29 protein-coding genes and 1 tRNA gene are annotated in these 26,696 nt (G+C 64.0%); 17 read left to right on the forward strand and 13 right to left on the reverse strand.

The annotated features are described in order from the left end of the window. Positions 1 to 20: 20 nt before the first annotated feature. Positions 21 to 1,409 carry an MFS transporter gene (locus SO180_RS18520; protein ID WP_449380276.1) on the reverse strand — a complete coding sequence of 463 codons (1,389 nt, stop codon included), beginning with the start codon at positions 1,407 to 1,409 and terminating at the stop codon, positions 21 to 23. A gap of 115 nt (positions 1,410 to 1,524) precedes the next feature. On the opposite strand from SO180_RS18520, the gene ggt reads away from it, so the two are divergent. Together ggt and SO180_RS18530 are read left to right on the forward strand one after the other, a co-directional pair. After that, entirely contained in the window at positions 1,525 to 3,276 is a 1,752-nt protein-coding gene (gene ggt / locus SO180_RS18525; RefSeq protein WP_449380277.1) for a gamma-glutamyltransferase, read from the forward strand. Continuing rightward, positions 3,230 to 4,864 carry a serine hydrolase domain-containing protein gene (locus SO180_RS18530; RefSeq protein WP_449380278.1) on the forward strand — a complete coding sequence of 545 codons (1,635 nt, stop codon included), beginning with the start codon at positions 3,230 to 3,232 and terminating at the stop codon, positions 4,862 to 4,864. Before ggt ends, SO180_RS18530 begins: the two co-directional genes overlap by 47 nt. A gap of 11 nt (positions 4,865 to 4,875) precedes the next feature. Here the strand turns inward: SO180_RS18530 and SO180_RS18535 are convergent, their stop codons facing one another. After that, positions 4,876 to 5,541: a glutathione S-transferase family protein gene (locus SO180_RS18535; RefSeq protein ID WP_449380279.1), complete on the reverse strand. Its 666-nt coding sequence runs from the start codon at positions 5,539 to 5,541 to the stop codon at positions 4,876 to 4,878. Between the two features lie 151 nt (positions 5,542 to 5,692). Between SO180_RS18535 and SO180_RS18540 the strand changes: the two genes are divergently transcribed. The 3 genes from SO180_RS18540 to panE all read left to right on the forward strand — a co-directional run bounded on the left by SO180_RS18540 (position 5,693) and on the right by panE (position 8,004). Then, positions 5,693 to 6,268, forward strand: a complete 576-nt coding sequence (locus SO180_RS18540) for a DUF2239 family protein (protein ID WP_449380280.1) — start codon at positions 5,693 to 5,695, stop codon at positions 6,266 to 6,268. 104 nt (positions 6,269 to 6,372) lie between these two features. Continuing rightward, positions 6,373 to 6,981 (forward strand): 2-hydroxychromene-2-carboxylate isomerase, encoded by a 609-nt coding sequence (locus SO180_RS18545; RefSeq protein WP_449380281.1) that lies wholly within the window; start codon positions 6,373 to 6,375, stop codon positions 6,979 to 6,981. Between the two features lie 99 nt (positions 6,982 to 7,080). Then, the gene (gene panE / locus SO180_RS18550; protein ID WP_449380282.1) at positions 7,081 to 8,004 is read left to right on the forward strand and encodes a 2-dehydropantoate 2-reductase; all 924 of its coding nucleotides are present in this window, start codon (positions 7,081 to 7,083) and stop codon (positions 8,002 to 8,004) included. Between the two features lie 80 nt (positions 8,005 to 8,084). Here panE and SO180_RS18555 read toward each other — a convergent pair whose 3' ends face one another. The 4 genes from SO180_RS18555 to SO180_RS18570 all read right to left on the reverse strand — a co-directional run bounded on the left by SO180_RS18555 (position 8,085) and on the right by SO180_RS18570 (position 11,618). After that, positions 8,085 to 8,672 (reverse strand): c-type cytochrome, encoded by a 588-nt coding sequence (locus tag SO180_RS18555; protein ID WP_449380283.1) that lies wholly within the window; start codon positions 8,670 to 8,672, stop codon positions 8,085 to 8,087. Between the two features lie 254 nt (positions 8,673 to 8,926). After that, entirely contained in the window at positions 8,927 to 10,201 is a 1,275-nt protein-coding gene (locus SO180_RS18560) for a PQQ-dependent sugar dehydrogenase (RefSeq protein WP_449380284.1), read from the reverse strand. A gap of 278 nt (positions 10,202 to 10,479) precedes the next feature. Further along, positions 10,480 to 11,466 (reverse strand): NAD-dependent epimerase/dehydratase family protein, encoded by a 987-nt coding sequence (locus tag SO180_RS18565; protein WP_449380285.1) that lies wholly within the window; start codon positions 11,464 to 11,466, stop codon positions 10,480 to 10,482. A gap of 77 nt (positions 11,467 to 11,543) precedes the next feature. Beyond that, a tRNA-Gly gene (locus SO180_RS18570) sits at positions 11,544 to 11,618 on the reverse strand. Between the two features lie 275 nt (positions 11,619 to 11,893). On the opposite strand from SO180_RS18570, the gene trxA reads away from it, so the two are divergent. Together trxA and SO180_RS18580 are read left to right on the forward strand one after the other, a co-directional pair. After that, the gene (trxA, locus tag SO180_RS18575; protein WP_449380286.1) at positions 11,894 to 12,817 is read left to right on the forward strand and encodes a thioredoxin; all 924 of its coding nucleotides are present in this window, start codon (positions 11,894 to 11,896) and stop codon (positions 12,815 to 12,817) included. A 114-nt stretch (positions 12,818 to 12,931) separates the two neighbouring features. After that, a complete protein-coding gene (locus SO180_RS18580) occupies positions 12,932 to 13,609 on the forward strand; it encodes an LON peptidase substrate-binding domain-containing protein (protein WP_449380287.1) in 678 nt (225 codons plus the stop codon). A 6-nt stretch (positions 13,610 to 13,615) separates the two neighbouring features. Here SO180_RS18580 and SO180_RS18585 read toward each other — a convergent pair whose 3' ends face one another. Further along, entirely contained in the window at positions 13,616 to 14,428 is an 813-nt protein-coding gene (locus SO180_RS18585) for an SDR family oxidoreductase (protein ID WP_449380288.1), read from the reverse strand. Positions 14,429 to 14,460: 32 nt separating this feature from the next. After that, on the reverse strand, positions 14,461 to 14,811 hold the full coding sequence (locus SO180_RS18590; RefSeq protein ID WP_449380289.1) for a hypothetical protein: 351 nt from the start codon (positions 14,809 to 14,811) through the stop codon (positions 14,461 to 14,463). 92 nt (positions 14,812 to 14,903) lie between these two features. Between SO180_RS18590 and SO180_RS18595 the strand changes: the two genes are divergently transcribed. Next, positions 14,904 to 15,437: a TetR/AcrR family transcriptional regulator gene (locus tag SO180_RS18595; protein ID WP_449380290.1), complete on the forward strand. Its 534-nt coding sequence runs from the start codon at positions 14,904 to 14,906 to the stop codon at positions 15,435 to 15,437. A gap of 152 nt (positions 15,438 to 15,589) precedes the next feature. Here the strand turns inward: SO180_RS18595 and SO180_RS18600 are convergent, their stop codons facing one another. Together SO180_RS18600 and SO180_RS18605 are read right to left on the reverse strand one after the other, a co-directional pair. Further along, entirely contained in the window at positions 15,590 to 16,420 is an 831-nt protein-coding gene (locus SO180_RS18600; protein ID WP_449380291.1) for an FTR1 family iron permease, read from the reverse strand. A gap of 10 nt (positions 16,421 to 16,430) precedes the next feature. After that, the gene (locus tag SO180_RS18605; protein ID WP_449380292.1) at positions 16,431 to 16,778 is read right to left on the reverse strand and encodes a cupredoxin domain-containing protein; all 348 of its coding nucleotides are present in this window, start codon (positions 16,776 to 16,778) and stop codon (positions 16,431 to 16,433) included. 261 nt (positions 16,779 to 17,039) lie between these two features. Here SO180_RS18605 and SO180_RS18610 point away from each other — a divergent pair, with 261 nt between their 5' ends. Continuing rightward, the gene (locus SO180_RS18610; RefSeq protein WP_254101600.1) at positions 17,040 to 17,237 is read left to right on the forward strand and encodes a Trm112 family protein; all 198 of its coding nucleotides are present in this window, start codon (positions 17,040 to 17,042) and stop codon (positions 17,235 to 17,237) included. Between the two features lie 138 nt (positions 17,238 to 17,375). Here the strand turns inward: SO180_RS18610 and SO180_RS18615 are convergent, their stop codons facing one another. After that, positions 17,376 to 18,596 (reverse strand): ubiquinone biosynthesis hydroxylase, encoded by a 1,221-nt coding sequence (locus SO180_RS18615; protein ID WP_449380293.1) that lies wholly within the window; start codon positions 18,594 to 18,596, stop codon positions 17,376 to 17,378. A gap of 219 nt (positions 18,597 to 18,815) precedes the next feature. Here SO180_RS18615 and tesB point away from each other — a divergent pair, with 219 nt between their 5' ends. Further along, positions 18,816 to 19,679: an acyl-CoA thioesterase II gene (gene tesB / locus SO180_RS18620; RefSeq protein ID WP_449380294.1), complete on the forward strand. Its 864-nt coding sequence runs from the start codon at positions 18,816 to 18,818 to the stop codon at positions 19,677 to 19,679. Between the two features lie 136 nt (positions 19,680 to 19,815). Here tesB and SO180_RS18625 read toward each other — a convergent pair whose 3' ends face one another. Next, on the reverse strand, positions 19,816 to 20,712 hold the full coding sequence (locus SO180_RS18625; RefSeq protein ID WP_449380295.1) for a DUF4339 domain-containing protein: 897 nt from the start codon (positions 20,710 to 20,712) through the stop codon (positions 19,816 to 19,818). Positions 20,713 to 20,959: 247 nt separating this feature from the next. Here SO180_RS18625 and SO180_RS18630 point away from each other — a divergent pair, with 247 nt between their 5' ends. The 7 genes from SO180_RS18630 to SO180_RS18660 all read left to right on the forward strand — a co-directional run bounded on the left by SO180_RS18630 (position 20,960) and on the right by SO180_RS18660 (position 25,657). Beyond that, the gene (locus tag SO180_RS18630) at positions 20,960 to 21,298 is read left to right on the forward strand and encodes a P-II family nitrogen regulator (RefSeq protein WP_449380296.1); all 339 of its coding nucleotides are present in this window, start codon (positions 20,960 to 20,962) and stop codon (positions 21,296 to 21,298) included. 228 nt (positions 21,299 to 21,526) lie between these two features. Further along, positions 21,527 to 21,841 carry an ArsR/SmtB family transcription factor gene (locus tag SO180_RS18635; protein WP_449380297.1) on the forward strand — a complete coding sequence of 105 codons (315 nt, stop codon included), beginning with the start codon at positions 21,527 to 21,529 and terminating at the stop codon, positions 21,839 to 21,841. Further along, positions 21,838 to 22,191 (forward strand): SRPBCC family protein, encoded by a 354-nt coding sequence (locus SO180_RS18640; protein WP_449380298.1) that lies wholly within the window; start codon positions 21,838 to 21,840, stop codon positions 22,189 to 22,191. The genes SO180_RS18635 and SO180_RS18640 overlap by 4 nt, the downstream gene beginning before the upstream one ends. Positions 22,192 to 22,232: 41 nt before the next feature. Continuing rightward, positions 22,233 to 22,835 (forward strand): ATP-dependent Clp protease proteolytic subunit, encoded by a 603-nt coding sequence (locus SO180_RS18645; protein WP_449380299.1) that lies wholly within the window; start codon positions 22,233 to 22,235, stop codon positions 22,833 to 22,835. A 386-nt stretch (positions 22,836 to 23,221) separates the two neighbouring features. Beyond that, positions 23,222 to 23,560, forward strand: a complete 339-nt coding sequence (locus SO180_RS18650; protein WP_280709846.1) for a P-II family nitrogen regulator — start codon at positions 23,222 to 23,224, stop codon at positions 23,558 to 23,560. A 37-nt stretch (positions 23,561 to 23,597) separates the two neighbouring features. Next, positions 23,598 to 25,046, forward strand: a complete 1,449-nt coding sequence (locus tag SO180_RS18655; protein ID WP_254101585.1) for an ammonium transporter — start codon at positions 23,598 to 23,600, stop codon at positions 25,044 to 25,046. A gap of 206 nt (positions 25,047 to 25,252) precedes the next feature. Next, positions 25,253 to 25,657, forward strand: a complete 405-nt coding sequence (locus SO180_RS18660) for a GFA family protein (protein ID WP_449380300.1) — start codon at positions 25,253 to 25,255, stop codon at positions 25,655 to 25,657. 230 nt (positions 25,658 to 25,887) lie between these two features. Here SO180_RS18660 and SO180_RS18665 read toward each other — a convergent pair whose 3' ends face one another. Then, positions 25,888 to 26,673 (reverse strand): GGDEF domain-containing protein, encoded by a 786-nt coding sequence (locus SO180_RS18665; protein ID WP_449380301.1) that lies wholly within the window; start codon positions 26,671 to 26,673, stop codon positions 25,888 to 25,890. Between the last annotated feature and the right edge of the window lie 23 nt (positions 26,674 to 26,696).

Here is a 26,696-nt window from a genome sequence, read left to right on the forward strand (position 1 = left end):
TCGCCGGGACGACACTTGAGCTAGTTCTCCCTCACCCGCATCAGCAACGCCAGTCCCGCGGCGAAGAACACCACCAGCACGCCCATGCCGGCCTTCTGGCTTGCGGTCCCGGCCGTGATTGCGCCGATCAGGAGCGGGCCGATGAAGGACGTCACCTTTCCGGTCAGCGCGAACAGGCCGAAATACTGCGCGATGCGATCCCTCGGGGCGAGGCGGATGAGGAGCGTCCGCGAAGCGGCCTGGAGTGGGCCGCCAGCCGCGCCAATCAGGCATCCCAGCACGAGATAGGCGCGCTCGGCTGCGCCCGCGAACAAGGCGCCGCCCGGCTGGGGCGGAGCGACCTTGATGAACAGAATCGAATCCTTGTCGACCAGCAGGATTGCCGCCAGCGACAGCAGCAGCACCAGCATACTGCCGGCGATCACGCGCTTCGGTCCCAGGAGATCGTCGAGCTTGCCGCCGAGCCACGCGCCGAACGTGCCGGCGATCGCCAAGATGATGCCGAAGGTGCCGATCTGAATCGTGTGCCAGCCGAACGTGCCGGCCGCATAGATGCCGCCGAAGGCGAACAGCGAGACGAGGCCGTCGCTGTAGATCATGTTGGCGAGCAGGAACGTCGCCAGCGATCTCTGCCGCGGCAGTTCGCGCAGCGATTGCAGCAGTTGTGCAAGGCCAGCGCGCAGCGCCGCGCGCACCGGCCGCTTGGCGGGATAGTCCGGCGTGAACAGGAACATCGGCGTCACGAACACGATGAACCAGAGGCCCGTCAGCGGTCCCGTGATACGATCGCCCTCATGCACTGCCGGATCGAGCCCGAACAGCGGTTTGAAACCAAGCAGCGTACGCCCGGTCTCCGGGTTCGCGGCAAGGAAGCCGAGCACGATGATCAGGCTGATGATGCCGCCGACATAACCGGTGGCCCAGCCATTGCCGGAGAGCCGCCCGATCCGCTCCGGGGGCACGAGCGTCGGCATCATCGCATTGTTGAACACGGTGGCGAACTCCGCGCCGACGCTGGCGAGCGCCACGGCCGCAAGCAGCGGCGCGATGATGGCGGGATCGCCGGGCCTGCCGATCCACAGCGCACAGGAGCCGAGCACCAGCATAGCGCCGAATGCAGCGATCCAGGGCTTGCGCCGGCCCGCCGCGTCCGCGACGGCGCCTAACACCGGCGACAGCAGGGCAATGACCAGGCCAGCGGCCGCCATCGCGAATCCCCACAGCGACTGTCCGGCCGCAGGGTCCGGCGCGACGCTTGTGGCGAAATAGGGCGCAAAGACGAACGTCGTGATCAAGGTAAAATAGGGCTGTGCAGCCCAGTCGAAGAAGATCCAGCTGACGACGGCAGCGCGCGGCGGATAGATCCGCTCCGCATCGGCCATATCGGTATCAGAGGCGATCGTCGTCATCAGCATTCCTTATCACGAACAGTTTTGCCGCTCTTGGCGCAAACGGTATAGCATTGCCGTGACGGCTGTGGAGCGGCGCCAAGACACGACAGAAACAAGACACGGCGGAAATTTGATGATGTCGCTTGTCCTGACACGACGAAAAGTCGTAGTTGCCCTCACGATTCTAGGTATCGGCCTGTTGCCGGCGCGCGCTCAGGATGCGCGCCGCCTCTACGAGCCACCCGCGCTCGACACCGTTCACGCCATCGCGGCCGAGCACGGCATGGTGGTGGCCCAGGAGAGAATCTCCGCACGGATCGGCGCAGACATCCTGCGCAGCGGCGGCAATGCGGTGGATGCCGCGGTCGCGACCGGTTTCGCCATGGCGGTGACCTATCCGCGCGCGGGCAATATCGGCGGCGGCGGCTTCATGGTGATCCATTCCGCCGACCGCAAGGAAGACATCGCGATCGACTATCGCGAGACCGCGCCGGCTGCGACGACATCAGACATCTTCCTCGGCGCCGACGGCAAGCCCGATATCGCCAAGTCGCGCGACTCCGCACTCGGCATCGGCGTGCCCGGCACGGTCGCAGGACTGTCGCTGGCGCTGGAGAAATATGGCTCCGGCCAGTTCACGCTGGCGCAATTGCTGGAGCCGGCGATCGCGCTCGCCCGCGACGGTTTTATCATCAGCGACGACATCGCCGACACCTTGCCGGCCGCGCACAAACGATTTGCGCGCTGGCCGGCGTCGGCAAAAATCTTCTCGCGACCGGACGGGACGCCGCTGCAAGAGAATGACCGGCTGGTGCAAGGCGATTTGGCTGAGACGCTGTCGGCTATCGCTGCCCAAGGTCCGCGCGGATTCTACGAGGGACCGGTCGCCGAAAAGCTGGCCAAGGCCGTCACCGATGCCGGCGGCATCATGACTCCGGAGGATCTGCGGTCATACAGGCCCGTGATCCGCGAGCCGGTGCGCGGCAGCTACCGCGGCTTCGACATCGTCTCGATGCCGCAGCCGTCGTCCGGCGGCGCGGTGCTGGTGGAAACGCTGAACATCCTGGAGGGCTTTCAGCTCTCGGATCTGAAGCAGGGCTCGCCGGCCTCGCTGCATCTGCTGATCGAGGCCATGAAGCGCGCCTATGCCGATCGCGCGCGCTACCTCGGCGATCCCGCGTTCGTCAAGGCGCCGATCGAGACCCTGATCGCGAAGGATTATGCCGCAAAACTCCGCACCGGCATCAATGCCGACAGTGCCACGCCAGCGAGCAAGATCGTGGCGAGCGCGACGCCGCCGCGCGAAGGCAGCAACACCACGCATTTCTCGGTCGTCGATATCAGCGGCAATGCGGTGAGCAACACCTATACGCTCAACTTCAGCTATGGCGTCGGCCTCGTCGCCGACGGCACCGGCGTGCTGCTCAACAACGAGCTCGACGATTTCACCGCGGCGGTTGGCGCCTCCAATGCCTATGGCCTCGTCGGCTACGAGGCCAACCTGCCCGGCCCCGGCAAGCGGCCGCTGTCCTCGATGTCGCCGACCATCGTGCTGAGGGACGGCAAGCCGGTCCTGGTGACCGGCTCGCCCGGCGGCAGCCGCATCATCTCCACTGTGCTCCAGGTGATCGTCAACGTGCTCGACTATCATATGGATGTCGCCGCAGCCGTTGCAGCACCGCGGCTGCATCACCAATGGCTGCCGGATGAAGTGCGCGTCGAGCGCGGCTTTTCCGACGATGTCCTGTTCGAACTGAAGGCGATGGGTCACCTCGTCGTCGAGCCGATGGGTCAGACATCGGCCAACTCGATCGCGGTGACGCCGAACGGACCCTTCGGTGCGCCTGATCCGCGCACCCGCGGCGCCGCGGCGGAAGGACAATAAGCTTTCCCCTTTAGGAGGTCCGCGGTCAACGGCGCTGGTCATCGGTTTTCGCCTCCGGCCAATTCTCCGACGGCGGCCTCTGCGGGGTCTTCCTCGCGACCGTTGCGCTACCGGACACCCGCCGCCGCGCGCTGCATGCAGGCTAACAGGGCCCTTCGCATCTCATTCCCATATGTCGCGGGAACGACTAGGCTCGTGTCTCGGCAAGGAGATATGCGTGGTCCGCAAGATTCTGGCTTCCATCGCAGCCTTGCTGCTGGTGGCACTTATTGTGCTGACGGCCGTCTTTCGTCCGGATCGCGCACTTCGAATCGTGGCCGCTGTCGTCGCTCACAATGTCTGCGCCAAGAGCTTTGTCTCAGGACTTGATCCCGAGACATCCTTCGCAGAGATCACGAGTGATACCAGCCTGCGGTTCTGGCGGGCGATCATGACATATCAACTGGATCGCGCGGCAGGAACCGTCGAAATCTTTGCTTTCGGCCGATCTTATGGGCTCGCCGCCTTTCACGAAGGATTCGGCTGTGTGATCGTGAATGGATCGCGCCAGCCTTATGTGCCGCAGAGCGACATTCAGGCGCTGAAAGCGCCGCAGGAGCCGCCATTGCTCCCTGAAATCGCCGGGCCGGATCTCGTCGAACCCGGGGACGACGCGCTCAGGGCAGCCCTGACTCACGCCTTCGAAGAGCCTGGGGCCGTGCCCACGCGGAGAACCAAGGCCGTCGTGGTGGTGCACAATGGCCACGTGATCGCCGAACGCTACGCCCCGGGCGTCGGCATTGATACGCAATTGCTCGGTTTCTCTTTGACCAAGTCGGTGATCAACGCGCTGATCGGCATCATGGCGAACCAGGGCTTGATCAGCCCGTCGATGCCGGCGCCGATCCCGGAATGGCATTCGCCGTCCGACCCGCGCCACCGGATTGAGATCGAGCATCTCTTGCGCATGACGACGGGGCTTGCACTGGATGAGACCTTCGTCGGCTTTGATCAATCCAGCGAGATGTATGTGAAGGACGACATGGCCGACTTTGCAGCCAAGGCTGCGCTGATCGCACCACCGGGAACGCGTTGGCATTACTCGAGCGGATCGACACAGCTGCTGGCGCGGATCATACGCGATATGCTGGGCGGTCCCGAGCAAGCGTTGGGCTTTGCCTGGCGCACATTGTTCGACCCGCTCGGTATGCGCCATGTGACGCTCGAGTTCGATCCATCCGGAACGCTGCAGGGCGCGTCCAACATGCTGGCAAGCGCGAGAGACTGGGCGCGATTCGGCTTGCTCTATCTCAACAACGGCGTCATCGGCGGCAAACGCATCCTGCAGGAAGGCTGGGTGGATTTTTGCGCTGCCGCTACGCTCGAGACCAACTATGGGGCGGGCTTCTGGACGAATCGCGGCAAGCAAAGGAACGCGAGGGCCGACGTGCCGGGGGAGATTCCCCGGGATGCCTTCTTTGCGGCAGGCGCGTTCGATCAACGCGTCGCAATCATTCCGTCGCGCAACCTGGTTGTGGTGCGTCTCGGCGACGGCCAGGGTGACGTCCAACGGCTGATCAGGGAAGTGCTGGCCGCGACGCGAGAATGAAGCGAAGGAGCTTACCGCCCGACCTGGTACGGCCCGCCCTTCTCCAGCGCACGTTGATAGGCCGGACGCGCATGGATGCGTTCGAGGAACGCCATCGCCTTGGGATGGCCCTGCTCCAGCCCGCCGCGCGCCTGCGCCGCCTCCAGTGGAAAGCTCATCTGGATATCGGCCGCCGTGAACTCGTTGCCGGCGAACCACTCGCTCTTGCCAAGCTCGCCTTCCCAATAATCCATGTGCTGCTTGAGCTGCGGATTGACGAGCGCCGTGAGCGCCTGGTTCGAGACCTTGCGCACGAGAGGACGGAGCAGCGCCGGCGCGCGCTTCGGCATCAGGGTGAACAGCAGCTTGAGCAGCAGCGGCTGCATCGCCGAGCCTTCAGCATAGTGCAGCCAATAGGTGTAGCGCAGCCGCTCCGGCGTGTTGGGCGACGGGATCAGGCGTCCCTGGCCATAGGTGCCGACGAGGTATTCGACGATCGCGCCGGATTCGGCGATGGTATTGCCGTTGTCGGTGATCACGGGCGACTTGCCGAGCGGATGGATGGCACGCAGCTCCTTCGGCGCGCGCATGTCCGGCTGGCGCTGGTAGCGCACGATCTCGTAGGGCACGCCCAACTCCTCGAGCAGCCACAGCACGCGCTGCGAGCGAGAATTGTTGAGGTGATGAACGGTCAGCATTTTGAGGTCCCCCACTGGTCTCGGACGCGTTGGTGCCAGCCCGGCGGGCGAATGTCGAGCCGGATGGTCGTTAATTTTACCCGGGCATATTGACGCTTCTATTTCATCCGGATATTAAAAGGACACGGTGTCAAATTTCGCAGTGATTTCAATGCAGGAAACCTTCACAGCCTTTGTCGGTCAGCGGTGCCTGGCCTCGGGACCAATCGCGGATGTGGCCTTGGCGGTCAAGCGCGCGGATGCAGGGGCCGGCTCGCCGATCGTGATCTTCAGCGACTCGAGCGGGCGGGCGGCCGATTTCGACCTGCGCGGCGACGACCAGGAGGTGCTGGCCCGCCTGGCGACGATCGCGCCGGCGGAAGGCATCGAGCCGCCGACTGCGCCGCGCGGCCGCGGCCGGCCCAAGCTCGGCGTGGTTGCGCGCGAGGTGACGCTGCTGCCGCGACACTGGGAATGGCTCAACGCACAGCCGGGCGGCGCCTCGGTCGCGCTGCGCAAGCTCGTCGATGAGGCGCGGCGCGCAAGCGGCGATCGCGACCGCGAGCGGCAGGCGCGCGATGCGGCCTACCACTTCATGTCGGCGATGGCGGGCAATCTCGCGCATTTCGAGGAAGCCTCGCGCGCGCTGTTCGCAGGCGACCGCCGGCGCTTTGCGGCCGAGATCGCCGACTGGCCCGCCGACATCCGCGACCACGTCCTGAAACTCGCAAGCAGCGACCGCGCGTAGGCGGAACACGCCCCGGTCAAGGTATTATGACCATCATGAAACGGGTGGACGTGGCGCGGCTGCTGCGCCAAGATGTGCGCAAGCGAGCTCGGGGGAGGACGATTTTGACGCGCGCGGCCCCACAATTCCTGTTCGATTTCGGCAGTCCCAATGCGTTTCTCAGCCATGAAGCCATCCCTGCGATCGAGCAGCGGATCGGCGTGAAATTCGAGTATGTGCCGATCCTGCTCGGCGGCATCTTCAAGGCGACCAACAACAAGTCGCCGGCCGAGACGCTCGCCGGCATCAAGAACAAGCGGGAATTCCAGGCTGTCGAGACCGAGCGTTTCATCAAACGCTTCCACGTGCAGCCCTATGTCTGGAACCCGTTCTTCCCCATCAACACGCTGAACCTGATGCGCGCGGCAATCGCGGCCCGGCTCGAAGGCGTGTTCGAACAATATGTCGAAGCCGCGTTCCATCACATGTGGCGCGAGCCGAAGAAGATGGACGATCCGGAAGTTGCGATGAAGGCGCTCGCATCGTCAGGCCTCGATGCGCAGAAGTTGTTCACACGTGCCCAGGACCCCGATGTGAAAGCAAAGCTGATCGAGAACACCGAGGAGGCCGTCGCGCGTGGCGCGTTCGGTTCACCGACGTTCTTCGTCGGCAACGAGATGTTCTTCGGCAAGGAGCAGCTGCGCGAGGTCGAGGAGATGGTGTCGGGAAAGTGAGAGGTGCGAATGGCGGGTAGCGAATAGCGAGTGGAAATCATCCCTGCTATTCGCTACTCCGTACTCGCCATTCGCCAAGGACAACAACGGAGCATCCCCATGCGCATTCTCGTGGTCGGCGCCGGCGCCATCGGCGGCTATTTTGGGGGCAGGCTGTTGCAGGCCGGGCGCGACGTCACCTTCCTGGTGCGGCCGCGGCGGGCGACAGAGCTCGCGAGCGCCGGCCTCGTCATCAAGAGCCCAAACGGCGATGCAACGCTGACGAATCCGCCGGCAGTGCAGGCGGGCCAGCTCACCGAAAAATTCGACGTCGTGCTGCTGAGCTGCAAGGCGTTCGACCTCGATGATGCCATCAAATCGTTCGCGCCGGCGGTCGGGCCGAACACCACGATCATTCCCGTTCTCAACGGCATGCGGCATCTCGACGTGCTGGACCAGAAGTTCGGTGCCGAGCGCGTGCTCGGCGGGCTCTGCGCCATCGCCGCGACGCTGAATGAGACGCGCGAGGTGGTGCAACTCCAGCCGATGCAATCGATCAATTACGGCGAGCGCGACGGAGAACTGTCGGCGCGGGTAAAGGCGATCGACGAAGTCTTCACCAGCGGCATCGCCGGCGCCGGCGCGAGCCAGAACATCATGCAGGACATGTGGGAGAAGTGGGTGTTTCTCGCCTCGCTCGCGGCGTCGACCAGCCTGATGCGCACTTCCGTCGGCAACATCCTGGCGGTCGCCGGCGGCATGGATTTTCTCCTGGGGATGTTGGACGAGACCAGCGCGACTGCGACCGCGTCGGGCTATGCGCCCGGCGGACCGTTCTTCGAGCGGGTCAAGGGTTTGATCACCACCGAAGGCTCGCCGATGACCGCATCGATGTTTCGCGACATCAAGGCGAACCTGCCGGTCGAGGCCGATCACATCATCGGCGACCTCATCGCGCGCGCCGATGCTGCGAAAGTGCCGGTGCCAAAACTGCGCATCGCCTATACGCATTTGAAGGCGTACGAGAAGCAGCGGGCGGGGTAGCCTCGCACTCCGCCGTCGTCCCGGGGCGCGCAAAGCGCGAGCCCGGGACGACGAGTTGAGTAACCGTTTACAGCCTTCCGCTACTGCAAATGCGCCAGGTAATGCGCAAGTGCGGTGATCTCTTCCTCGCTGAGCGAATAGGCGACGTCGGCCATGGCGGCGACGCCGCCGCCGACGCGCAGGCCCGCCTTGTAGTCGTGCAGGGCCTTCACCAGATATTCCTCGCGCTGGCCGGCAAGGCGGGCGACGGCCTTGGTGCCGGCATAGCTGTCGGTGTGGCACGAGGCGCAGCGGCGGCCGCTGGCTGCTTCCTTGCCTTTCCGCGACAGGTCGGGATCCTTGTCCTCCGAACCCTTCGGCGGCGTGAGCTGCGAAAAATAGGCGCCGAGACTGCGGATGTCCTCGTTGGCGATCTCTTCCGCGATTGGCTGCATCTGCTCGTTCTTGCGCGAGCCGGCACGAAAGAACACGAGCTGCCACTGCAAGAACTGATCGGGCTGGCCGGCAAGCGAGGGGATGTTCTCGGTCTGCGAGATGCCGTTGTCGCCGTGGCAGCCGGCGCAGATTGCCGCCTTCTCCTTGACGTCGGCAGCGTGCGCGAAGGGAATGGTGACAAGCGCAGTGAGCGCAAGTCCGATGATCGCGTGAGGAGCAAACTGCCGGTGCATGATTGGAGGATTCCGCTCTAACAAGCCGTCATTCCGGGGCGCCCGAAGGGCGAGGTATGATGCGCAATTGCGCATCTGAGAATCCATAACCCCAAGTCGTGGTTATGGGTTCCGGACTTGCGCGCAAGGGGCGCACAGGTCCGGAACGACACTGTCCAGAACTCAAAGGGTCCAGAACTCAAAGGCCAGAACTCAAAGACAGAGGCTGCGGCCGCCGGTCCGGCCACCTCAGCCTCCGAGGCTTTCACGTCGCGCTACTTCTTGCTGTAGCTGATGCGATAGATCGCGCCGGCCCAGTCGTCGGCGACGAGGATCGAGCCGTCCTTCGCGAGGATGATGTCGTCGGGACGGCCGAGATAGCCCTGGTCGCCCTCGAGCCAGCCGGAGGCGAACACCTCCTGCTTGGGGTTCTTGCCGTCGGGCCCGACGATCACGCGCACGATGCGCGCGCCCTGGTACTTGTGCCTGTTCCAGGAGCCGTGCTCGGCGATCAGGATGTTGTTCTTGTACTCGGCGGGGAACTGGTCGCCGGTATAGAACTTCATGCCGAGCGGAGCGACGTGCGCACCGAGATTCAGCACGGGCGGCGCGAACTCCGAGCACTTGTGACCCATCGCGAATTTCGGGTCCGGCAGATCGCCCTGGTGGCAATAGGGATAGCCGAAGTGCTCGCCGATCTTCGAGATCATGTTCAGCTTGTCGCTGGGGAGATCATCGCTGACCCAGTCACGTGCGTTCTCGGTGAACCAGTATTTGCCGCTGCGCGGATCGACGTCGCCGCCGACCGAGTTGCGGACACCGAGCGCCCAGACTTCGGCGTTGCCGGTCTTGGGATCGACGCGCCGGATCTGCGAGACGCTGGTCGGCGGAATGCCGACGTTGAAGGGCGGTCCGAACGGCAGGAAGAACCAGCCATCCTTGTCGGTCGCGATGTACTTCCAGCCATGAGCGGCATAGGACGGCATGTCGTCATAGACGACCTTGCCCTCGCCGAGATTGTCGAGATTCGCTTCGACGTTGTCGTAGCGAATCAGCTTGTCGACGGCGATGACGTAGAGTGCGCCGTCCTTGAAGGCGAGGCCGGTCGGCATGTTCAGACCCTTGAGGATGGTCTTGACCTCGCGCTTGCCGCCATTGTCCTTGATCGAATAGACGTTGCCGAGGCCGAACGAGCCGACGAACAGCGTGCCCTTGTCGCCCCAGGCCATCTGCCGCGCGGCGAGAACGCCGGGCGCCCAGACCTCGATCTTGAAGCCCGCCGGCAACTTGATCTTCTTCACGATGTTGGCGAGCTCGGCCTCGGATGCGCCGGTCGGCGGGCCGGACGGCGGCGCAAGACCCTTCTGCGCCTCGGTCTCATCGCCCAAGAACCAGTCATCCGGCGGATGCGTCCAAAACTCCTTGGTGCCGGATTCGTATTTCTTCAGCGCCCGGTTCTTGTCCTGCTGCTGCGCATTCACGACGCTTGTCCCCGCGAGCAGGGCAACCGCCGCAAACGCAAAGATGGATCGATGGAATATGGATGTCATCGCGTCACTCCCCTAAGGCGGCCGTGGCGGCCATACCGTTATTGTTTTGCTATTCGAGAGGCGAAGTTCGGAGTCTGTCGACAGAGGCAGACGCGAAAAGGTTAGCACATCTGCGAGCGCTGAGAAGCGTGGCTGGCGCATCGCGATGAGCCTCAATAAAAATTGAGAGAGAACTTCTCCGCATGCGTAGCATGCGAGCACGTGCGTTCTCGCTGCAACGCGGAATCACGCGGCTAGCGACTATTTCGCAGGCAGCGCTCGCATGCGCGCGACGGGAATTATGAGACTACGGGATAAGGGCCACGGTCGAAGACGGTGTCATGATAACCCTTTGAGCCGACCTGACGCGCCAGCGCGCTGCGAAAATCGTGGTTCTCGCGCAGGCTGCTCAGCACGTGGGCAAAGTCGAATGCGGGCCGCCAGCCGAGTTCGCGGCGCGCACGATCGTTGACGTAGACGCGGTCGATGGTCGGAAACAGGCGCCAATCCCTCGCCGCGTAGAGTTTGGCGCAATCGGGATAGAGCGCATGCACGACGCGCGCGGCGTCCTCAAGCAGGGCGGCGAGGTGGTTTTGCGTGAACGGGCTCGTCGCCGACACGATATAGCGCGAAAAGCCGATGCTGGGTGCGCGCTCGACGGCGAGCAGATGCGCGCTTACCGCGTCCGCTATATCCAGCCGGCGATAAAGCAGCTCGTTGGCCTGCGCGTTCTCGGTCGCAAAGCTCGCCCGCGCTGAGGGATCGTCGTCCTCCTCCGGAAAGAAGCGCGAGGTTCGCAAGACGACGACGGGAAGCCCATGCTCGCGAAAGAACAGCTCGCAGAGATTCTCGGCCATCAGCTTGGTGGTACCGTAGATGTTCTTCGGCACCGACGGCAGATCCTCGGTGACCCAGACCGCGGCATTGCCGGCCTCGGGCCGAAGCTGCGAGCCGAACGCGCTGGTGGTGCTGGTGAAGACGAAGCTCTTCACGCCGGCCTCAAGCGCTGCCTCGAGCAGGTTGAGCGTGCCGGTGACGTTGGTGTCGATGAAGTCCTGCTTGGTATGGGTCGCGACATGCGGCTTGTGCAGGGTGGCGGCGTGGATGACGGCGGTGACGCCCGCCATCGCGGTCCGCACGAAGCCGGGATCGACGATCGAGCCCACCCGGTCGGTGAACTCCGATTTCTTCAAATCAACCCCATGCACAGTAGACCCGCGCGCGCGAAGCGCCCGGAAAATGGCTTCCCCGAGATGGCCCGCACTGCCGGTGACCAGAATTGTCATTCCACGTCCAACGTACGTCCCGGACGGAGCCGCCCAAAGGGCGATCCGGTCCTGTCAGGTTTGACGCTGGGAGAAATTGGAGCGGGCGAAGGGGCTCGAACCCTCGACCCCGACCTTGGCAAGGTCGTGCTCTACCACTGAGCTACACCCGCGTCCTGAGCCGGTCGCGTGACGCGCCGGCAACGGCTGTCGTATGCCAAAAGCGGGCGGCGAATGCAACAGCTACCCGCGGCATCTATTCGCTTCGGAGACCTAAATGAGCCCCGAATAGGGTCGAAAGCGACCCGAAACGCCCAGGAACCACCAAATCAGCGGTCATGGATTGAAATTCGGCCGTCCCGGCCCAATTTAGGAGCCGGGACAGCAGCATATGGAACGGCGTCGTGCTAAAGAGCCGCCTTTCCGGACATCAGACGAGGGGACTTCCGTGACGATCATTGACCAGGGCAACGGAGCGGCGGGCCAGGCTGCGCCCGATCTGATCAAGGACACCACCACCCAGACCTTCGTGAAGGACGTCATCGAGGAATCGAAGCGCCAGCCGGTGCTGATCGACTTCTGGGCCGAGTGGTGCGGCCCATGCAAGCAGCTGACCCCGGTGCTGGAAAAGGCCGTCAAGGCGGCCAAGGGCAAGGTCAAGCTGGTCAAGATGAACATCGACCAGCATCCGGCGATTCCGGGCCAGATGGGCATCCAGTCGATCCCGGCCGTGATCGCCTTCGTCAATGGCCAGCCGGCCGATGGCTTCATGGGCGCGGTGCCCGAGAGCCAGGTCAACGCCTTCATCGAGCGCCTGACCAAGGGCGTGACCGCGCCGGGCGAGGTCAACGTCGCAGAGATCGTGAGGGAAGCAGACGCCGTGCTCGCTGAGGGCGACGTCGAGGCCGCGGCGCAGATCTATGCCGAGGCGCTGTCGCACGATGCGACCAACATCGCCGCGCTCGCGGGCCTTGCGAAATGCTACGTCACGTCGGGTGCGATCGAGCAGGCCAAGCAGACGCTCGCCATGGTGCCGGAGTCCAAGCACGGCGATGCCGCGGTGAAGGCGGTGCAGGCCGCGATCGATCTCGCCGAGCAGGCGGAATCGCTCGGGCCGGTCACTGAACTGGAGCAGAAAGTCGCTGCAAACCCGCTCGATCATCAGGCCCGGTTCGACCTTGCGACCGCGCTCAACGCGCAAGGCAATCGGGCAGCCGCGACCGACCAGCTGCTCGAGATCGTCAAGCGCGACCGCAAATGGAACGATGATGGCGCACGCAAGCAGCTCATCCAGTTCTTCGAGGCCTGGGGCGGCGCTGATGATGCGACCGTCGAGGGACGCAAGCGGCTGTCGACGATCCTGTTCTCGTAGTTGTTGGAGCATGATCTTGTCGGAAGACCGCTTCACACTTTTCGCTAAAGCGGCCCTTCGGGTCCGGATCATGCTCTAAGGCCTGAGCGCCACACAAGTCAGCGGGGAGCGGGTATGCCGATCAATATCGAATATCGCGGGCCCGCCGATCTTCCCGAGATCATCCCGGTGTTTCCGCTGCCCGGCGCGCTGCTCTTGCCGCGCGGGCAGATGCCGCTCAACATCTTCGAGCCGCGTTATCTGTCGATGGTCGACGACTCACTTCGCGACGGCCATCGCCTGATCGGCATGATCCAGCCCGACGTGGCGCATTCGCCGAAGAACTCTGACAGGCCGGTGCTGTTCAACGTCGGCTGCGTCGGCCGCATCACCCAGCTCGCCGAGTCCGGCGACGGCCGCTACATCCTCGAGCTCACCGGGATTGCGCGCTTCAAGGTGGTCCAGGAGCTCGAGGTGCTGACATCCTACCGGCAGTGCAAGGTGAACTTCTTCGCCTTCACGGATGATTTCACCGCCCGCAAGGGCGAGGACGCGGTCAATCGCGAGGCGCTCCTGGTGGCGCTCGCCGACTTCCTGAAGGCCAACAACCTCAAGGTCGACTGGGAAGGTGTCGAGAGCGCACCCAACGAGGCGCTGGTCAATGCACTGGCGATGATGTCGCCCTATGGTCCCGCAGAGAAGCAGGCGATGCTCGAAGCTCCCGACCTGAAGACCCGCGCCGAGATCCTGATCGCCGTCACCGAGATGGATCTCGCCAAGAAACGCACCAGCGGCGATCCGCCGCTGCAGTGAGCGCACTTAGGCCGCGCGGCGAACGTCCGGCGATTGGCGGCGCAGCCAGTCCGCCCAGGATGATGTGCCGCGCACGCCCTGGCTGACGACGAAGCCCATGCCTCGCGCTGACCTTTCCGACAAAGCCATCGGCACGATGCGCCGGCGGATGGCGTGCGCCTCCTGGTACTGCCGCGCGAACTCGGTGCAGCCGAAATCGTCGGGTCCGCCGATCTCGGGCCGCATCCCGCGGCCACCATCGAAGGCACAGCTCACGACGTGATCGGCGACATCGGACGTGTCGACCGGATTGAACACCGTCGTCGGCACCGGCCACATCGGAAGCCAGGCGAGGCCGGCCAGCAGCCTGTCGAGCAGATAGTAGAAGGGCATCGCCCGGACCACGGACCATGACACCGACGAGCTGCGGACCAGCTGCTCACCCCTGAGCTTGACGCGTGCGTAAGGCAGCGTTGCATCGTCGAGACCCACGATCGAGACGTGCAGGAGGTGCTGCACCGAGGCCTCCTGGCAGAGCGAGAGCAGCAGCTCAGTTCCTTCGACGTCGACCGCGGACGGCGACGTGAAAAAGTCGGAGGGCCTGAAGCCGCCGCGGCGCGCGATCGGCGAATAGGTCGCCGCATTGATGACGGTGTCGACGCCGTGCAGCGCCTCGCGCAGCCCGGCGCCCGTTACAAGATCGCCGATGGTCCATTCGACATCGGCCCGCGCGCCGGGCGAGCGGGCAAAGACCCGCACGGAATGCCCGGTGGCGATGAGGCGGTCGACGATATCCTGGCCCAGATGGCCGGTGCCCCCGGTAACGAGCGTCAGCGGCATGCTTCGGTCCTCATCTAAAGCGCGATCATGCTCTAGTACCCGGCAACCGCCATCGCCACGACGGCACTCAGTGCCATCCAGCCGAAGTGGCGACCGCGTGTTGCCCAGGCGTTGGCGAAGGCGGCAAAGCCGAACACGATGGCCAGCGTGGTGACGATCCAGTGGCGCGCGGGTTCCGACGCCATCCAGGGCGTGGCGAACAGCAGGACGCCGCCGCCGATCCAGGCGACCGTCGAGGTCTGCCAGACCAGGCGGATCAGGGTCCGCAAGCGTTCCGGTTCGATTTTGGCGCGAGCAAAGACTTTTGTTTCGCCGAGGACGCCGTGAATGAGCGCCACGACGATCGTGGCCAATCCGGCGGCTTGCAGCAGCAGATCACGCATAGCCTGACCCTCCATACAGTGATGTATGGTGATAATGCCGGACTTGGCAGATGTCAATACAGTCCTGTATGGTTGGTCCAACGGAACCCGACATGACCGAACAGCTTTCCGCCGACGACTGGATAAAGCAGGGCCTGAAGGCGCTGGCGAGGAGCGGCTTCACGGCGCTGAAGGCCGATCCGCTGGCGAAGGCGATGGGCGTGTCGCGCGGCAGCTTTTACTGGCACTTTGCCGATCTCGGCGCGTTCCATGCTGCGATCCTGAAACGCTGGCGCGAGATCGCGGCCGAGCGGATCATCGCTGATGTCGAGGCCGACAGCGAGGGTGAGCCGCTACGTGCGCTGTTGCGGCGGAGCTTTGGCGCACGGCTCGATGTGGAACGCGCGGTGCGCAATTGGGCGGCGTTCGAGCCGGCGGCACAAGGTGCCGTTCGCGCGATCGATCGCCGCCGGCTCGACTACATCGAAGGGTTGCTCGAAAAACGCGGGTTCGCCTCGGCGATGGCGCAGGCGCGTGCGCAAATCCTGTACTGGACGTTTCTCGGCTTTGCACTGTCGAACACGCCGCTGCCGGCCGCGCGCCTGGAGGCGCTGATCGACGAGCTCCTGCGGATGGTCTCGAACTAAGAGATTGAGCTCGATTGCTGCCGCGCAGCAGGTGCGCTCCCTCCCCCGCAAGCGGGGGAGGGTCGGGGAGAGGGTGTCTCCACAGTGAACAATCCCCAAGTGGAGAGAGCCCTCACCCCGACCCTCTCCCGCCTGCGGGAGAGGGGGCACACCTAACCTGCGGCGACGGCGCGCCTGGGCGGCTCGGATCCGACCAGCCGCATCAAGGCGATCGTGACCAGGACGACGGCGGCATAGATCACGAGCTGCATCCCGGTCGGCTGGTCGGTGTAGCCGATCAGCGTGTGCAGGGTGCGGCCCAAGATGCTGTCCTCGGCGAGAAGCCAGCTCGTGTCCCACACCACGGTGTCGAGCGCGGTGAGCCAGTTGGCGCGCTCGAGGAACGAGACCGCCTGTGCGGCCATGCCGGCCGCGAGCAGCGTGATGAGCACCGTCGTGGTCGCAAACAGCGCGCGCGGCGGAATCCGCAACAGGCCGAAATAAGTGAGGAGGCACACCGCGCCGCCGAGCACGAGGCCGAGCAGGCCGCCCACGAGCAGGCTCATCGCCGTGCCGCCGTCGGATGCGGCGACGCCATAGAGGAACAGCGCCACCTCGCTGCCTTCACGCAGCACCGCGACCCCGACCACGACGGCAAGCGCCAGCAGCGATTTGGATCCTTCGGCGACGGCCTGGCCGACGGCGCGCAATTCGCCCGCCATCTCCTTGCCATGCCGCGCCATCCAGACGTTGTGCCAGGTCAGCATGATCACGGCGACGGCAAGGATCGCCGCGTTGAACAGCTCCTGACCCATGCCTTCGAAGAGCTGTGACAGGGCGCCCGCGAATGCCGCGACCACGCATGCGCCCAGAACGCCCGCCAGCACGCCGCCCACGATCCAGCGATTGCGATGCTTAACAGAGCGCGTCACCGCGAGCACGATGCCGATGATCAGACCGGCCTCAAAAACCTCGCGGAAGACGATGATGAGCGCGGCGAGCACGAGCGAGGCCTTATTCGACGATGAGAGTGCCGCGCGCCTTCTCGTTGAACTCGTCGAAGAACTCGTAGCGGCCGGCCTTCTGCGCGCGAACGTTGACGACGGCCTCGCCCTTCGACGGAATGACCTTCTCGACCTTCAGCGTCTTGCTCTCGAACTCCATCGCCTTGGCGGTGTTGTTCTTGACCTTGACGGTGATCGCCTTGCCGGCGGGTGCGCGCAGCTCGCTCGGCTGGAACGCGCCATCATAGACGATTTGGAGTTCGGTCGCCTGCTGCGCGTTCGCGGCAGGGAGCGGCAGCATCGCGGCAACGCAGAGCGCGGCGAGGGCGAAAGACCTTGGGTTAAGCGAAGCAAACATGGATCGGCGTGTCCCGGGCTAAATGGTCAAAATCGACGGCAAGCGCGCGCTGCGCTGGGCCGACGTCCTGCAAACCAAATATCGGCCGTGGCGGCTAGGCTGCGCTCTCGCAAAAGGACTTACTCTAAAGCTATTCTAAGTTATGACGACATGCGGAAAGTGCTGTCGCGCCAGAGATCGCAGGGCGTGTGAGACCCCTATGCGGCGACACGCCGCAGCTTTTCGTGCTAAGGGCCGGATCACCGCCGGAGACTACCATTCATGACCACGCCAAACGAACGCCCCGAAGCCACCGTCGATCCCAAGCTCTTGGAGATCCTGGTGTGCCCGCTGACCAAGGGTCCGCTCGAATTCGACGCCGCCAAGCAGGAGCTGATCTCGCGCTCCGCCAAGCTCGCCTACCCGATCCGCGACGGCATACCGATCATGCTGCCGGAGGAGGCGCGGAAGATCGATTGAGGCCGAAACTCCTCATGGTGAGGAGGCGCGCCAGCGCCGTCTCGAACCATGAGGCCCCGCTGCTGCAGCTCGGCCTTCATCCTTCGAGACGCGCGCAAGCGCGCTCCTCAGGATGAGGGTCAATGGCCTTGTTGACTGCTACAGCGCCTCGCCCTTCAACAATTTCGGCACTTCGCCGGTGAGGCCGGCGGCCTGGCGGATGAAGAGATTCTTCAGCGGCGGGGCGCGGTCGACGATGCCGAGGCCGATGTCGCGCACGGTGCGCAGAAGTGTCGACCTGTTGGAGAACAGGAAGTTCAGCGAATTGGTCGCTACCCCCATCGCCATGGTGTCGAAGCGCCGCCAGCGCTGGTAGCGCTCCAGCACATCGCTCTGGCCGATATCCATGCCGAGCCGCGCGGCATCGACGACCACTTCGGCGAGCGCGGCGACATCCTTCAGACCCATGTTGAGGCCCTGGCCCGCGATGGGATGGATGACATGCGCGGCATCGCCGACCAGCGCGAGGCGCTCGGCGATGAAGGAGCGCGCGACGAAATAGGACAGCGGAAACGCGCGCGGCTGGTCCAGCGCCTTGATCTCGCCGAGATGCAGGCCAAAGCGCTGCTCGAGCTCGCTGTGAAATTCGTCCTCGCTCAGCGCCGTGATGCGCGCGGCCTCGGTGCGGCCCTCGGTCCACACCAGCGAGGAGCGTTTTCCCGTCAGCGGCAGGATCGCGAAGGGGCCGGCGGGCAGAAAATGCTCCTCGGCGCGGCCCTCATGATCGCGCTCATGGCCGACGGTGACGACGATGCCGGACTGATCGTACTCCCAGCCATGGGTGGCGATGCCGGCGCGCTCGCGCAGCTTCGACTTGGCGCCGTCGGCCGCGATCAACAGGCTCGCCGCGACCACGCTGCCATCGCCGAGCGTCACGTCGATGCCATCGGGGCGCGCGTCGTAGGACGCAACAGGAGTGGCGCGAAGATCGATGCCTTCGGCTTCGGCGCGCTTGACCAGCACGTCAATGAGCTGGCGGTTCTCGATCATGTGAGCAAAGGGCTCGCCGGGCTCGACATCGCCGGCGAAGGTCAGGAACACCGGACGCGTCACGTCCTCCAGCTTGGAATCGGTCACGACCATGTCGAGGATCGGCTGCGCACCGCCCTTGACATCGTCCCAGGTGCCGATCGCCTCGAACAGCCGGCGGCAGGCCGCAACGATGGCGGTGGCGCGCGGATCGCGGCTCGGCCGCGTGGCGAGCGCCGGATCGGCGACGATCACGGGAATGTCTGGACCGAGGCCCTGGCGCAATGCGAGCGCGAGCGCTAGCCCTGCAAATGCGCCGCCGCCAATGACAATGCTACCCTGTACTGACATACCCTGGATCCCGGCTAACTCTTGGCCTTGCTAGCAGACTTGAGCTGGGCGAAACAGTGCGGTGAAACAAGGGCCGTTTCCTCATGTCATTCCGGGGCGCGCAAGGCGCGAACCCGGAATCCAGAGATTATTGGCTCGAGATTCCACATTGCGCAAATGCGCAATGGGGTTCATCGCTTCGCGTGCCCCGGAATGACGAAATCCTTCGAAAGCGCCACCATGTCCAAAAGCCTGATCGACCTCATCTCCATCCTCGATATCGAGCCGCTCGAGGTGAATTTGTTCCGCGGCAACAGCCCTAAAACGAGCTGGCAGCGGGTGTTCGGCGGGCAGGTGATCGGGCAGGCGATGGTCGCGGCCTGCCGCACGGTGGAGGGCCGGCTGCCGCATTCGCTGCATTGCTATTTCATCCTGCCGGGCGACCCGCAGGTGCCTATCATCTACCAGGTGGAGCGCCTGCGTGACGGCAAGAGCTATTCGACCAGGCGCGTCACCGCGATCCAGCATGGCAATGCGATCTTCTCGATCATGGTCTCGTTCCATGCCGAGGAGGAGGGCGCCTTCGATCACCAGGACAAGATGCCGGATGTGCCACCGCCGGAAAAGCTGACGGCGGAGGAAGTGTCGAAGCAGCCGATATTCCGCGAGATGCCGGAGTTTATCCGCCGCTATTACGAATCCGATCGTCCGATCGAGCTGCGCCCGGTCGAGCTCAGCCGCTATTTCGGCCAGAAGATCGAGGATGGCCGCATCCATGTCTGGATCAGGACTGCAGCAAAGCTGCCGGACGATCCGGCGCTGCATATGTGCGCGCTCGCCTATGCCTCGGACTTCTCGCTGCTCGATGCGGTGATGGCGCGCTACGGTCGCACGCTGTTCGACAAGCGCATGATGCCGGCAAGCCTCGATCACGCGATGTGGTTTCACCGTCCATTCCGCGCCGACGAATGGCTGCTTTACGCCCAGGATTCGCCGAGTGCGCAATCAGGCCGCGGCTTGACCCGCGGCCTGATCTTCAAGCCCGATGGCACGTTGGTGGCCTCCGTCGCGCAGGAAGGCTCCGTGCGCGAGCGGAAGGGCTGAGAGCTAGAGCACGATCCGGAAAAGTGTGCAGCGGTTTTCCCTCGCTACAAACGCGGAACGCGTTTGCGCGGAGATCATGCTCAAACGACAAACTAAAGCGCGATGACGATTCATCCCAATCTCATCGCGCTTTAGATTAGACCGCCCCCTTGGGTACGAGCTCGGTCTGCGACACCATCCAGCCCATCATCCAGCGATACATCCAGGGAATCGGGATGATGAAGCTGCAGAGGATGGCAGTCACGATCGCGCGCCAGAGGAACTCGAGTCCGGTGCCCTTGAAGACGATGTCGCGCCGCGTTCCTGCAATGTTGCGGCACAGCCAGCGGACCTGGGCAACCATGACCCACGCCCAGCCGATGATGGTGATGAAGGAGATCGCCAGCAGCAGGTTCCAGCCGATATAGGCCCAGATCGAGCCCGTGAAGCTGAGGCCGAGCGGCTGCCCGTTGGAGGCGAGGTTCGCGACCATCCATTTGATCAGCAGCCAGTACAGAACGAGCTCGGCGATGAAGAGCAGGTTGTTGAGCAACTGGACGCCGCTGAAATAGGCGACGATGGCGAGAACAATGAAACCGAAATACCACGGCACCAGCGTCATCGCATTGCCGGTGAAGTTGAGATTCGGTCGTCCTGGAACCTTCACGCAGGACACGATCCACTGCGTGTACCAGACGAACACCCAGGGCGCCGGAATGATCAGCATCGTGCCGATCAGCATGACGATGGTGCGCCAGGTGAACTCCAGGATGCCGAAATCGATCGCGAGCGCGGAGCCACCGCCGCTGTAACTGCCGCCGCTATAGCCCCCGGGAGAAGCCATCGTGGGTGGCCCACCCGTCGGAACGATCGGCGGCGCGCCGCCGCCAGCCATCAATCCCGGAATTTCGGCCGCCTTCTGCCAGCCCGCCATGCCCTCGGTCCACACCAGCGTGTCCGGGCGGACCACGCCCTGGGCAATGAGATCGCGGAATTGACCTTCCGGATAGGGCCCCTGCTGCTTGCCCTCGGCTGCGTAGAACCAACTCGCCATGAAATGCCCCCCCTTCAGTCCCAAAATACTTTTGTACCGGCCGGGACGGTTCGGTTCACCGCAACCATGCCAAAAATGCATTGTGAAGGACGACCCGCAGCTCTGTACAGAGGCGGTATCCCCCGTTGCGCCGCCTTTTTCCCTCTTCAACCTGCAACATTTTTATGCCATTTGCCCGGAAAGATGCGAGATTGACGCGGCGCCATCTGCGCATTGTTTGGCGAAGCTCCGGGAAACAGGCCTGACCATGAAACTCGTCGTCGCGATCATCAAACCCTTCAAGCTCGATGAGGTCCGCCAGGCACTGACGGCGATCGGCGTGCACGGCATGACCGTCACCGAGGTGAAGGGCTACGGCCGCCAGAAGGGCCATACCGAAATCTATCGCGGCGCCGAATATGTCGTGAACTTCCTGCCCAAGCTCCGGATCGAAATCGCGGTGCCCTCCGAGATCGCCGAGAAGGCCGTCAACGTCATCACCTCGACGGCGCGCACCGGGCAGATCGGCGACGGCAAGATCTTCGTCACGCCGATCGACCACGCGCTGCGCATCCGCACCGGCGAGACCGACAGCGACGCGCTCTGAATTCGACTATGTCGCAAGACCCTCATGGTGAGGAGCGCGGAACGCGCGGCCCCGGACGATGCTGCGCATCGCCGGGCGAACCATGAAGGACCGGCTCTCACCCACGGCCATCCTTCGAGACGCGCGCAAGCAGGCTCCTGATCGTCACCACCGCGCTGGTCCTGGTACCGAACAGCCTCAGGCCGCTTCGGGCTTGCGCAACACATAAGTGTATGCTTATGTATTACCATGATCGAAGCAGACATCTTCAAGGCGCTGGCCGACCCGACGCGCCGAAAGGTCTTTGAAAAGCTCGCTGGCGGAAGCCTGAACGCCAGTGCTTTGCGCGACGGATTGGACATCAGCCAACCGGCGATGTCGCAGCATCTCGCGGTTCTGCGTGCAGCAGGCCTCGTGCGCGAACAGCGGCAGGGCCGATTTGTGAACTACGAGGTCGACCCCAACGGCATCGCCACCATCGGAACATGGCTTGCGCGCTACCGTGCCTACTGGCCGAAGCGCATGGAAGCGCTCGCCGATCTCTTGAAGGACATGGATCAATGAGCGACGCAGCGAAGCCTGATCAAGCCGATACAGCCCTGGTGCTCGAATACGACTTCGATGCGCCGCCCGCCAAGGTCTGGCGCGCCGTGACCATTCCGGCGCTGCGCGAACGCTGGCTACCGGATTGCGACCTCGCCGGCGCCGAGCCCGAATCATCGGTCGCAGGCGAAGAGGTGCGTTACCGGCTTCGTGATCCCGAACCGCCGTTTCGCGAAAGCCATGTCATCTTCCGGATCGAGCCGAACGAGGACGGCGGCACCCGCTTTCGCATCATCCAGCAAGCCTGCGACGAGCGCGTAACGCTGCCGAAGCCGGCCAACACGAATTGCTGCCTGATGCGCGCGGCCTGACGGAAAACAGACTTCATCACCTGCAGACATGGAGGTCGCCGATGCGCGACATGCTTCAGCTCGTCCCTATGGTCGTCGAACAGTCGAGCCGCGGCGAGCGATCCTTCGATATCTACTCCCGCCTCTTGCGCGAGCGCATCATCTTCCTCAACGGCGAAGTCAATGATGCAATGTCCGGCTTGGTCTGCGCGCAGCTCTTGTTCCTGGAGGCGGAGAACCCGAACAAGCCGATCAATCTCTACATCAATTCTTATGGCGGCGTGGTCACCAGCGGATTTGCCATGTACGACACCATGCAGTTCATCAAGGCGCCGGTCCATACGCTCTGCATGGGTACCGCGCGCTCCATGGGGTCGTTCCTGCTGATGGCCGGCGAGCCCGGCCACCGCGCCGCCCTGCCCAATGCCAGCCTCCACGTGCATCAGCCGCTCGGCGGCTTTCAAGGCCAGGCGTCTGACGTCCTGATCCATGCAACCGAAATGCAGGAAACCAAGCGGCGCATCATCCAGCTCTATGCCCGACATTGCGGGCGCCCTGAGCAGGAGGTGGAACGGACTCTGGACCGCGACCACTTCATGAACGCGCAGCAGGCGGTCGAATGGGGACTGATCGACAGGGTTTTTGCGGAGCGCAGCGCCACCTGAGGGTCCGAGAGGACCCTTCGGCCGCTACATCCGGCTGCTCCATGCACATCTCCCAGCGTGGTGCGGCGCTGCAGCACGCGCCGAGCCCTATCAAGGTACCTTTCCGCTGCCCTACACGTGAGCAACATTGTGTCGGCAGCCTGTCGTGCATCGGTTTTGAGCAGGCATGACTACGTTTTAGGCGCGACCTATTAGCGCAGTGCAGCGCGACCCCCGCAAGGCGTGAAAAACCTCGCATTCATAATCCGTTAGGCAACGACGTCGATCTGGCACGGCATTTGATTCTCAGAGCCCGGCTGTGCCCGCGGTGTGAAGCTTCTCCTCGTGGTGAACCAGTCGAGAACGCCCGGCCACGTCCGGACCGGGCCCAAGCGGGGATAGGACCCATGAAAATTGTTATGGCGATAATCAAGCCATTCAAGCTGGAAGAAGTCCGGGACGCCCTGACCGCCATCGGCGTTCACGGTCTCACGGTGACGGAAGTCAAGGGATATGGCCGGCAGAAGGGCCATACGGAAATCTATCGCGGCGCCGAATACGCCGTGAGCTTCCTGCCCAAGATCAAGATCGAAGTCGCTGTCGCTTCCGAGCAGGTCGACAAGACCATCGACGCCATCACGTCGGCTGCGAAAACAGGGCAGATCGGCGACGGCAAGATCTTCGTCATCAGCCTCGACCACGCGGTCCGCATCCGCACCGGCGAGGCCGACGCCGCGGCACTTTGATTTCGCGCTCAACCTTATCGAATCAGGAGAAAATGAAATGACGTTTAAGCGTCCCTATGGCGCGGGACTGGCCGCCCTCGCAGTCGGCATGTTCGCTGCGACCGCAGCCTACGCCGAGCCAACGGTCAACAAGGGGGATAACGCCTGGATGCTGACATCGACAGTGCTCGTGCTGTTGATGACGATCCCGGGTCTTGCGCTGTTCTATGGCGGTCTCGTCCGCTCCAAGAACATGCTCTCGGTTCTCGCCCAGGTCTTCTACACGGTCTGCGTCGTCACCGTGCTCTGGGCCCTCTACGGCTACAGCCTTGCCTTCACCGGCGGTTCCGACTTCATCGGCGGCTTCTCCAAAGCCTTCATGATGGGCATCACGACGGACTCCAAGGCGGCGACCTTCAGCGTCGATGCCAACATCTCGGAGCTCGTCTATGTCTGCTTCCAGATGACCTTCGCGGCGATCACGCCCGCCCTCATCGTCGGCGCCTTTGCCGAGCGCATGAAGTTCTCGGCGGTCGCGCTGTTCATCCCGCTCTGGGTCACGCTGATCTACTTCCCGATCGCGCACATGGTCTGGTACTGGCCGGGTCCGGACCTGATCCAGGACGCTGCCAAGGCGCTGGCTGCTGCGGGTGATGCTGCGGCGAAGACGGCGGCCCAGGCCAAGCTCGATGAGATCAACGCCGACGCCGGCTGGATCTTCAAGAAGGGCGCGATCGACTTCGCGGGCGGCACCGTGGTGCACATCAACGCCGGCATCGCCGGTCTCGTTGGTGCGCTCCTGATCGGCAAGCGCACCGGCTACGGCAAGGAGCTGATGGCCCCGCACTCGCTGACCATGACCATGATCGGCGCCTCGCTGCTCTGGGTCGGCTGGTTCGGCTTCAACGCCGGCTCCAACCTCGAAGCCAACGGCGGCGCTGCCCTCGCCATGACCAACTCCTTCGTCGCCACCGCAGCCGCTGCGCTCGCGTGGATGTTCGCGGAATGGATCGTGAAGGGGCATCCCTCCGTGCTCGGCGCGCTCTCGGGCGCCGTCGCGGGTCTCGTGGCGGTCACGCCTGCGGCCGGTTACTCCGGCCCGATGGGTGCGATCGTTCTCGGCCTCGTCGTCGGCATCGTCTGCCTGTTCTTCTGCACCGTGGTGAAGAATGCGCTCGGCTACGATGACTCGCTCGACGTGTTCGGCGTGCACTGCGTCGGCGGCATCGTCGGCGCGCTCGGCACCGGCATCCTCGTCAACCCGGCGCTGGGTGGTGCGGGCATCATCGACTACACCGCGATCCCGCCGAAGGTTGCCGATTACGACCTCGTGGCGCAGATGACCTCTCAGGTCTGGGGCGTCGGCACCACCCTGGTGTGGTCGGGCATCGGCTCGGCGATCCTCTACAAGGTCGTCGACGTGATCGTTGGCCTGCGCGCCAATGTCGAGACCGAGCGTGAAGGCCTCGACATCACCGAGCACACCGAACGCGCCTACAACATGTAACGCTCTCCTCCCGGAGGCGACCTTCGAAGGAAGATCGCATCCAGAACTGCGGTTTGGGCACATACCCGGCAATGCCCCGACCGTTGAGGGGCTCCAGCGCAAGTTGGAGCCCCTTTCTTTTTGCGGTGTCACAAAAGAAAAACTTGCCAAGCAAGCGGGCCGGCGCAGAAATACCGACCTCAACGAACAACAAAAGGGAGGTCGTCATGCGGCTGGAAGGTGGATGCTATTGCGGCGAGGTGCGTTACGTCGCCGAGGGCGATCCGATGATGCAGGCGCAATGCCATTGCCGCGAATGCCAGTACATCTCGGGCGGCGAGCCCAACACCTTCATCGCGATGCCGGCGTCCGGCTTCACCTACATCACCGGCCAGCCCAAGCAGTTTACGCGCAAGGACCTCGAACGCGCCGTGACACGGGAATTCTGCGCCGAATGCGGCACGCATCTGGTGACGAAGGTCCCTGGCCTGCCGGCCGCGATCGTGAAGGTCGGCACGCTGGACGATCCTGCGCAGTTCAAGCCGCAGATCGCGATCTATACTTGCGACAAGCAGGAGTTCCACCAGATCCCCGCGGGCATCCCGACATTCGAGAAGCTGCCACCGCATTAGGAGCAGAATGGCTTTAGCTTGATCGATGCGGGCCACGGGCTCGCTCAACCTCTCCCGCTTGCGGGGGAGGTCGGCGCGAAGCGCCGGGTGGGGGCTCTATCCTCTTGGAGATTGTCCCGTTGCGGAGACACCCTCTCCCTGACCCTCTCCCGCAAGCGGGCGAGGGAGCGCACCGCCTTCGTGGCAATCTAGTCTGATCCCATGCCGTTCAGGCGCCAACCGGCAGATGATCACGCCGCCACGAGCGCGCGCTCGTCGGCCTCGACGACGCGATCACGGCCGCGGCGCTTGGCAGCATAGAGCGCGCGGTCGGCGATCCGGATCAGCTCGGCGAGCTCGGCATCGGCGCAGGACACCGTGAAGCCGAGGCTGATGGTGACGCGCTCGAGGTTTTCGCCGATCGGGATTTCGCGGCTCGCGCAGCTCGCGCGCAGCGCCTCCGCATGCCGCTCGGCCTGGTCGCGGGTAACGCCGACCATGAGGCCGGCAAATTCCTCGCCGCCATAGCGCGCGACCAGCACGCCCTCGGTCCGGGCGAGCTGCCGCAGCACGTCGGCGACCTCGACCAGCACCTCGTCGCCGGCGTCATGGCCGAAGCGGTCGTTGATCGACTTGAAATGGTCGATATCGCACAAGAACACCGTCACCGGCACACTGCGCTCGCGCGCGGAGGTCAGCGCGAGCGCCGCCGCATCGTCGAAGCCGCGGCGGTTGAAGAGGCCGGTGAGCTGGTCGGTCTGCGAGATGCGCGCGAGCTCTCTGCGGGTCAGCGTCAATTCCTGCATCACAAGGCCCGAGCGATAGCTGAGGGCGCCGGACAGCAATGCCGAGATCGCGGTGGCGACGCACAGGCAAAAGCCGATGATGTAGCCGACACTCACCGTGGCGCTGAAATCCGTGCCGAGATGCAGCAGCAATGTCGATGCGGTCATCACGATGGCCAGGCCTGCGGCGATCGCCGCACGCCTTGCCGTGTGGCGAAGCACATCGCCATGTGTCGCAATCTGAATGGTCACCCGCCGCCCCCGCTTGTCGTCAG

It is taken from the genome of Bradyrhizobium sp. UFLA05-112 (genome assembly GCF_053572325.1).

Bases quoted from the DNA above. Each gene is read 5' to 3' on its own strand.
- SO180_RS18520 (WP_449380276.1), bottom strand. From the start codon at position 1,409: ATGACGACGATCGCCTCTGATACCGATATGGCCGATGCGGAGCGGATC.
- ggt (WP_449380277.1), top strand. From the start codon at position 1,525: ATGATGTCGCTTGTCCTGACACGACGAAAAGTCGTAGTTGCCCTCACG.
- SO180_RS18535 (WP_449380279.1), bottom strand. From the start codon at position 5,541: ATGCTGACCGTTCATCACCTCAACAATTCTCGCTCGCAGCGCGTGCTG.
- SO180_RS18540 (WP_449380280.1), top strand. From the start codon at position 5,693: ATGCAGGAAACCTTCACAGCCTTTGTCGGTCAGCGGTGCCTGGCCTCG.
- panE (WP_449380282.1), top strand. From the start codon at position 7,081: ATGCGCATTCTCGTGGTCGGCGCCGGCGCCATCGGCGGCTATTTTGGG.
- SO180_RS18555 (WP_449380283.1), bottom strand. From the start codon at position 8,672: ATGCACCGGCAGTTTGCTCCTCACGCGATCATCGGACTTGCGCTCACT.
- SO180_RS18560 (WP_449380284.1), bottom strand. From the start codon at position 10,201: ATGACATCCATATTCCATCGATCCATCTTTGCGTTTGCGGCGGTTGCC.
- SO180_RS18565 (WP_449380285.1), bottom strand. From the start codon at position 11,466: ATGACAATTCTGGTCACCGGCAGTGCGGGCCATCTCGGGGAAGCCATT.
- SO180_RS18580 (WP_449380287.1), top strand. From the start codon at position 12,932: ATGCCGATCAATATCGAATATCGCGGGCCCGCCGATCTTCCCGAGATC.
- SO180_RS18585 (WP_449380288.1), bottom strand. From the start codon at position 14,428: ATGCCGCTGACGCTCGTTACCGGGGGCACCGGCCATCTGGGCCAGGAT.
- SO180_RS18590 (WP_449380289.1), bottom strand. From the start codon at position 14,811: ATGCGTGATCTGCTGCTGCAAGCCGCCGGATTGGCCACGATCGTCGTG.
- SO180_RS18595 (WP_449380290.1), top strand. From the start codon at position 14,904: ATGACCGAACAGCTTTCCGCCGACGACTGGATAAAGCAGGGCCTGAAG.
- SO180_RS18605 (WP_449380292.1), bottom strand. From the start codon at position 16,778: ATGTTTGCTTCGCTTAACCCAAGGTCTTTCGCCCTCGCCGCGCTCTGC.
- SO180_RS18610 (WP_254101600.1), top strand. From the start codon at position 17,040: ATGACCACGCCAAACGAACGCCCCGAAGCCACCGTCGATCCCAAGCTC.
- SO180_RS18615 (WP_449380293.1), bottom strand. From the start codon at position 18,596: ATGTCAGTACAGGGTAGCATTGTCATTGGCGGCGGCGCATTTGCAGGG.
- tesB (WP_449380294.1), top strand. From the start codon at position 18,816: ATGTCCAAAAGCCTGATCGACCTCATCTCCATCCTCGATATCGAGCCG.
- SO180_RS18625 (WP_449380295.1), bottom strand. From the start codon at position 20,712: ATGGCGAGTTGGTTCTACGCAGCCGAGGGCAAGCAGCAGGGGCCCTAT.
- SO180_RS18630 (WP_449380296.1), top strand. From the start codon at position 20,960: ATGAAACTCGTCGTCGCGATCATCAAACCCTTCAAGCTCGATGAGGTC.
- SO180_RS18635 (WP_449380297.1), top strand. From the start codon at position 21,527: ATGATCGAAGCAGACATCTTCAAGGCGCTGGCCGACCCGACGCGCCGA.
- SO180_RS18640 (WP_449380298.1), top strand. From the start codon at position 21,838: ATGAGCGACGCAGCGAAGCCTGATCAAGCCGATACAGCCCTGGTGCTC.
- SO180_RS18645 (WP_449380299.1), top strand. From the start codon at position 22,233: ATGCGCGACATGCTTCAGCTCGTCCCTATGGTCGTCGAACAGTCGAGC.
- SO180_RS18650 (WP_280709846.1), top strand. From the start codon at position 23,222: ATGAAAATTGTTATGGCGATAATCAAGCCATTCAAGCTGGAAGAAGTC.
- SO180_RS18655 (WP_254101585.1), top strand. From the start codon at position 23,598: ATGACGTTTAAGCGTCCCTATGGCGCGGGACTGGCCGCCCTCGCAGTC.
- SO180_RS18660 (WP_449380300.1), top strand. From the start codon at position 25,253: ATGCGGCTGGAAGGTGGATGCTATTGCGGCGAGGTGCGTTACGTCGCC.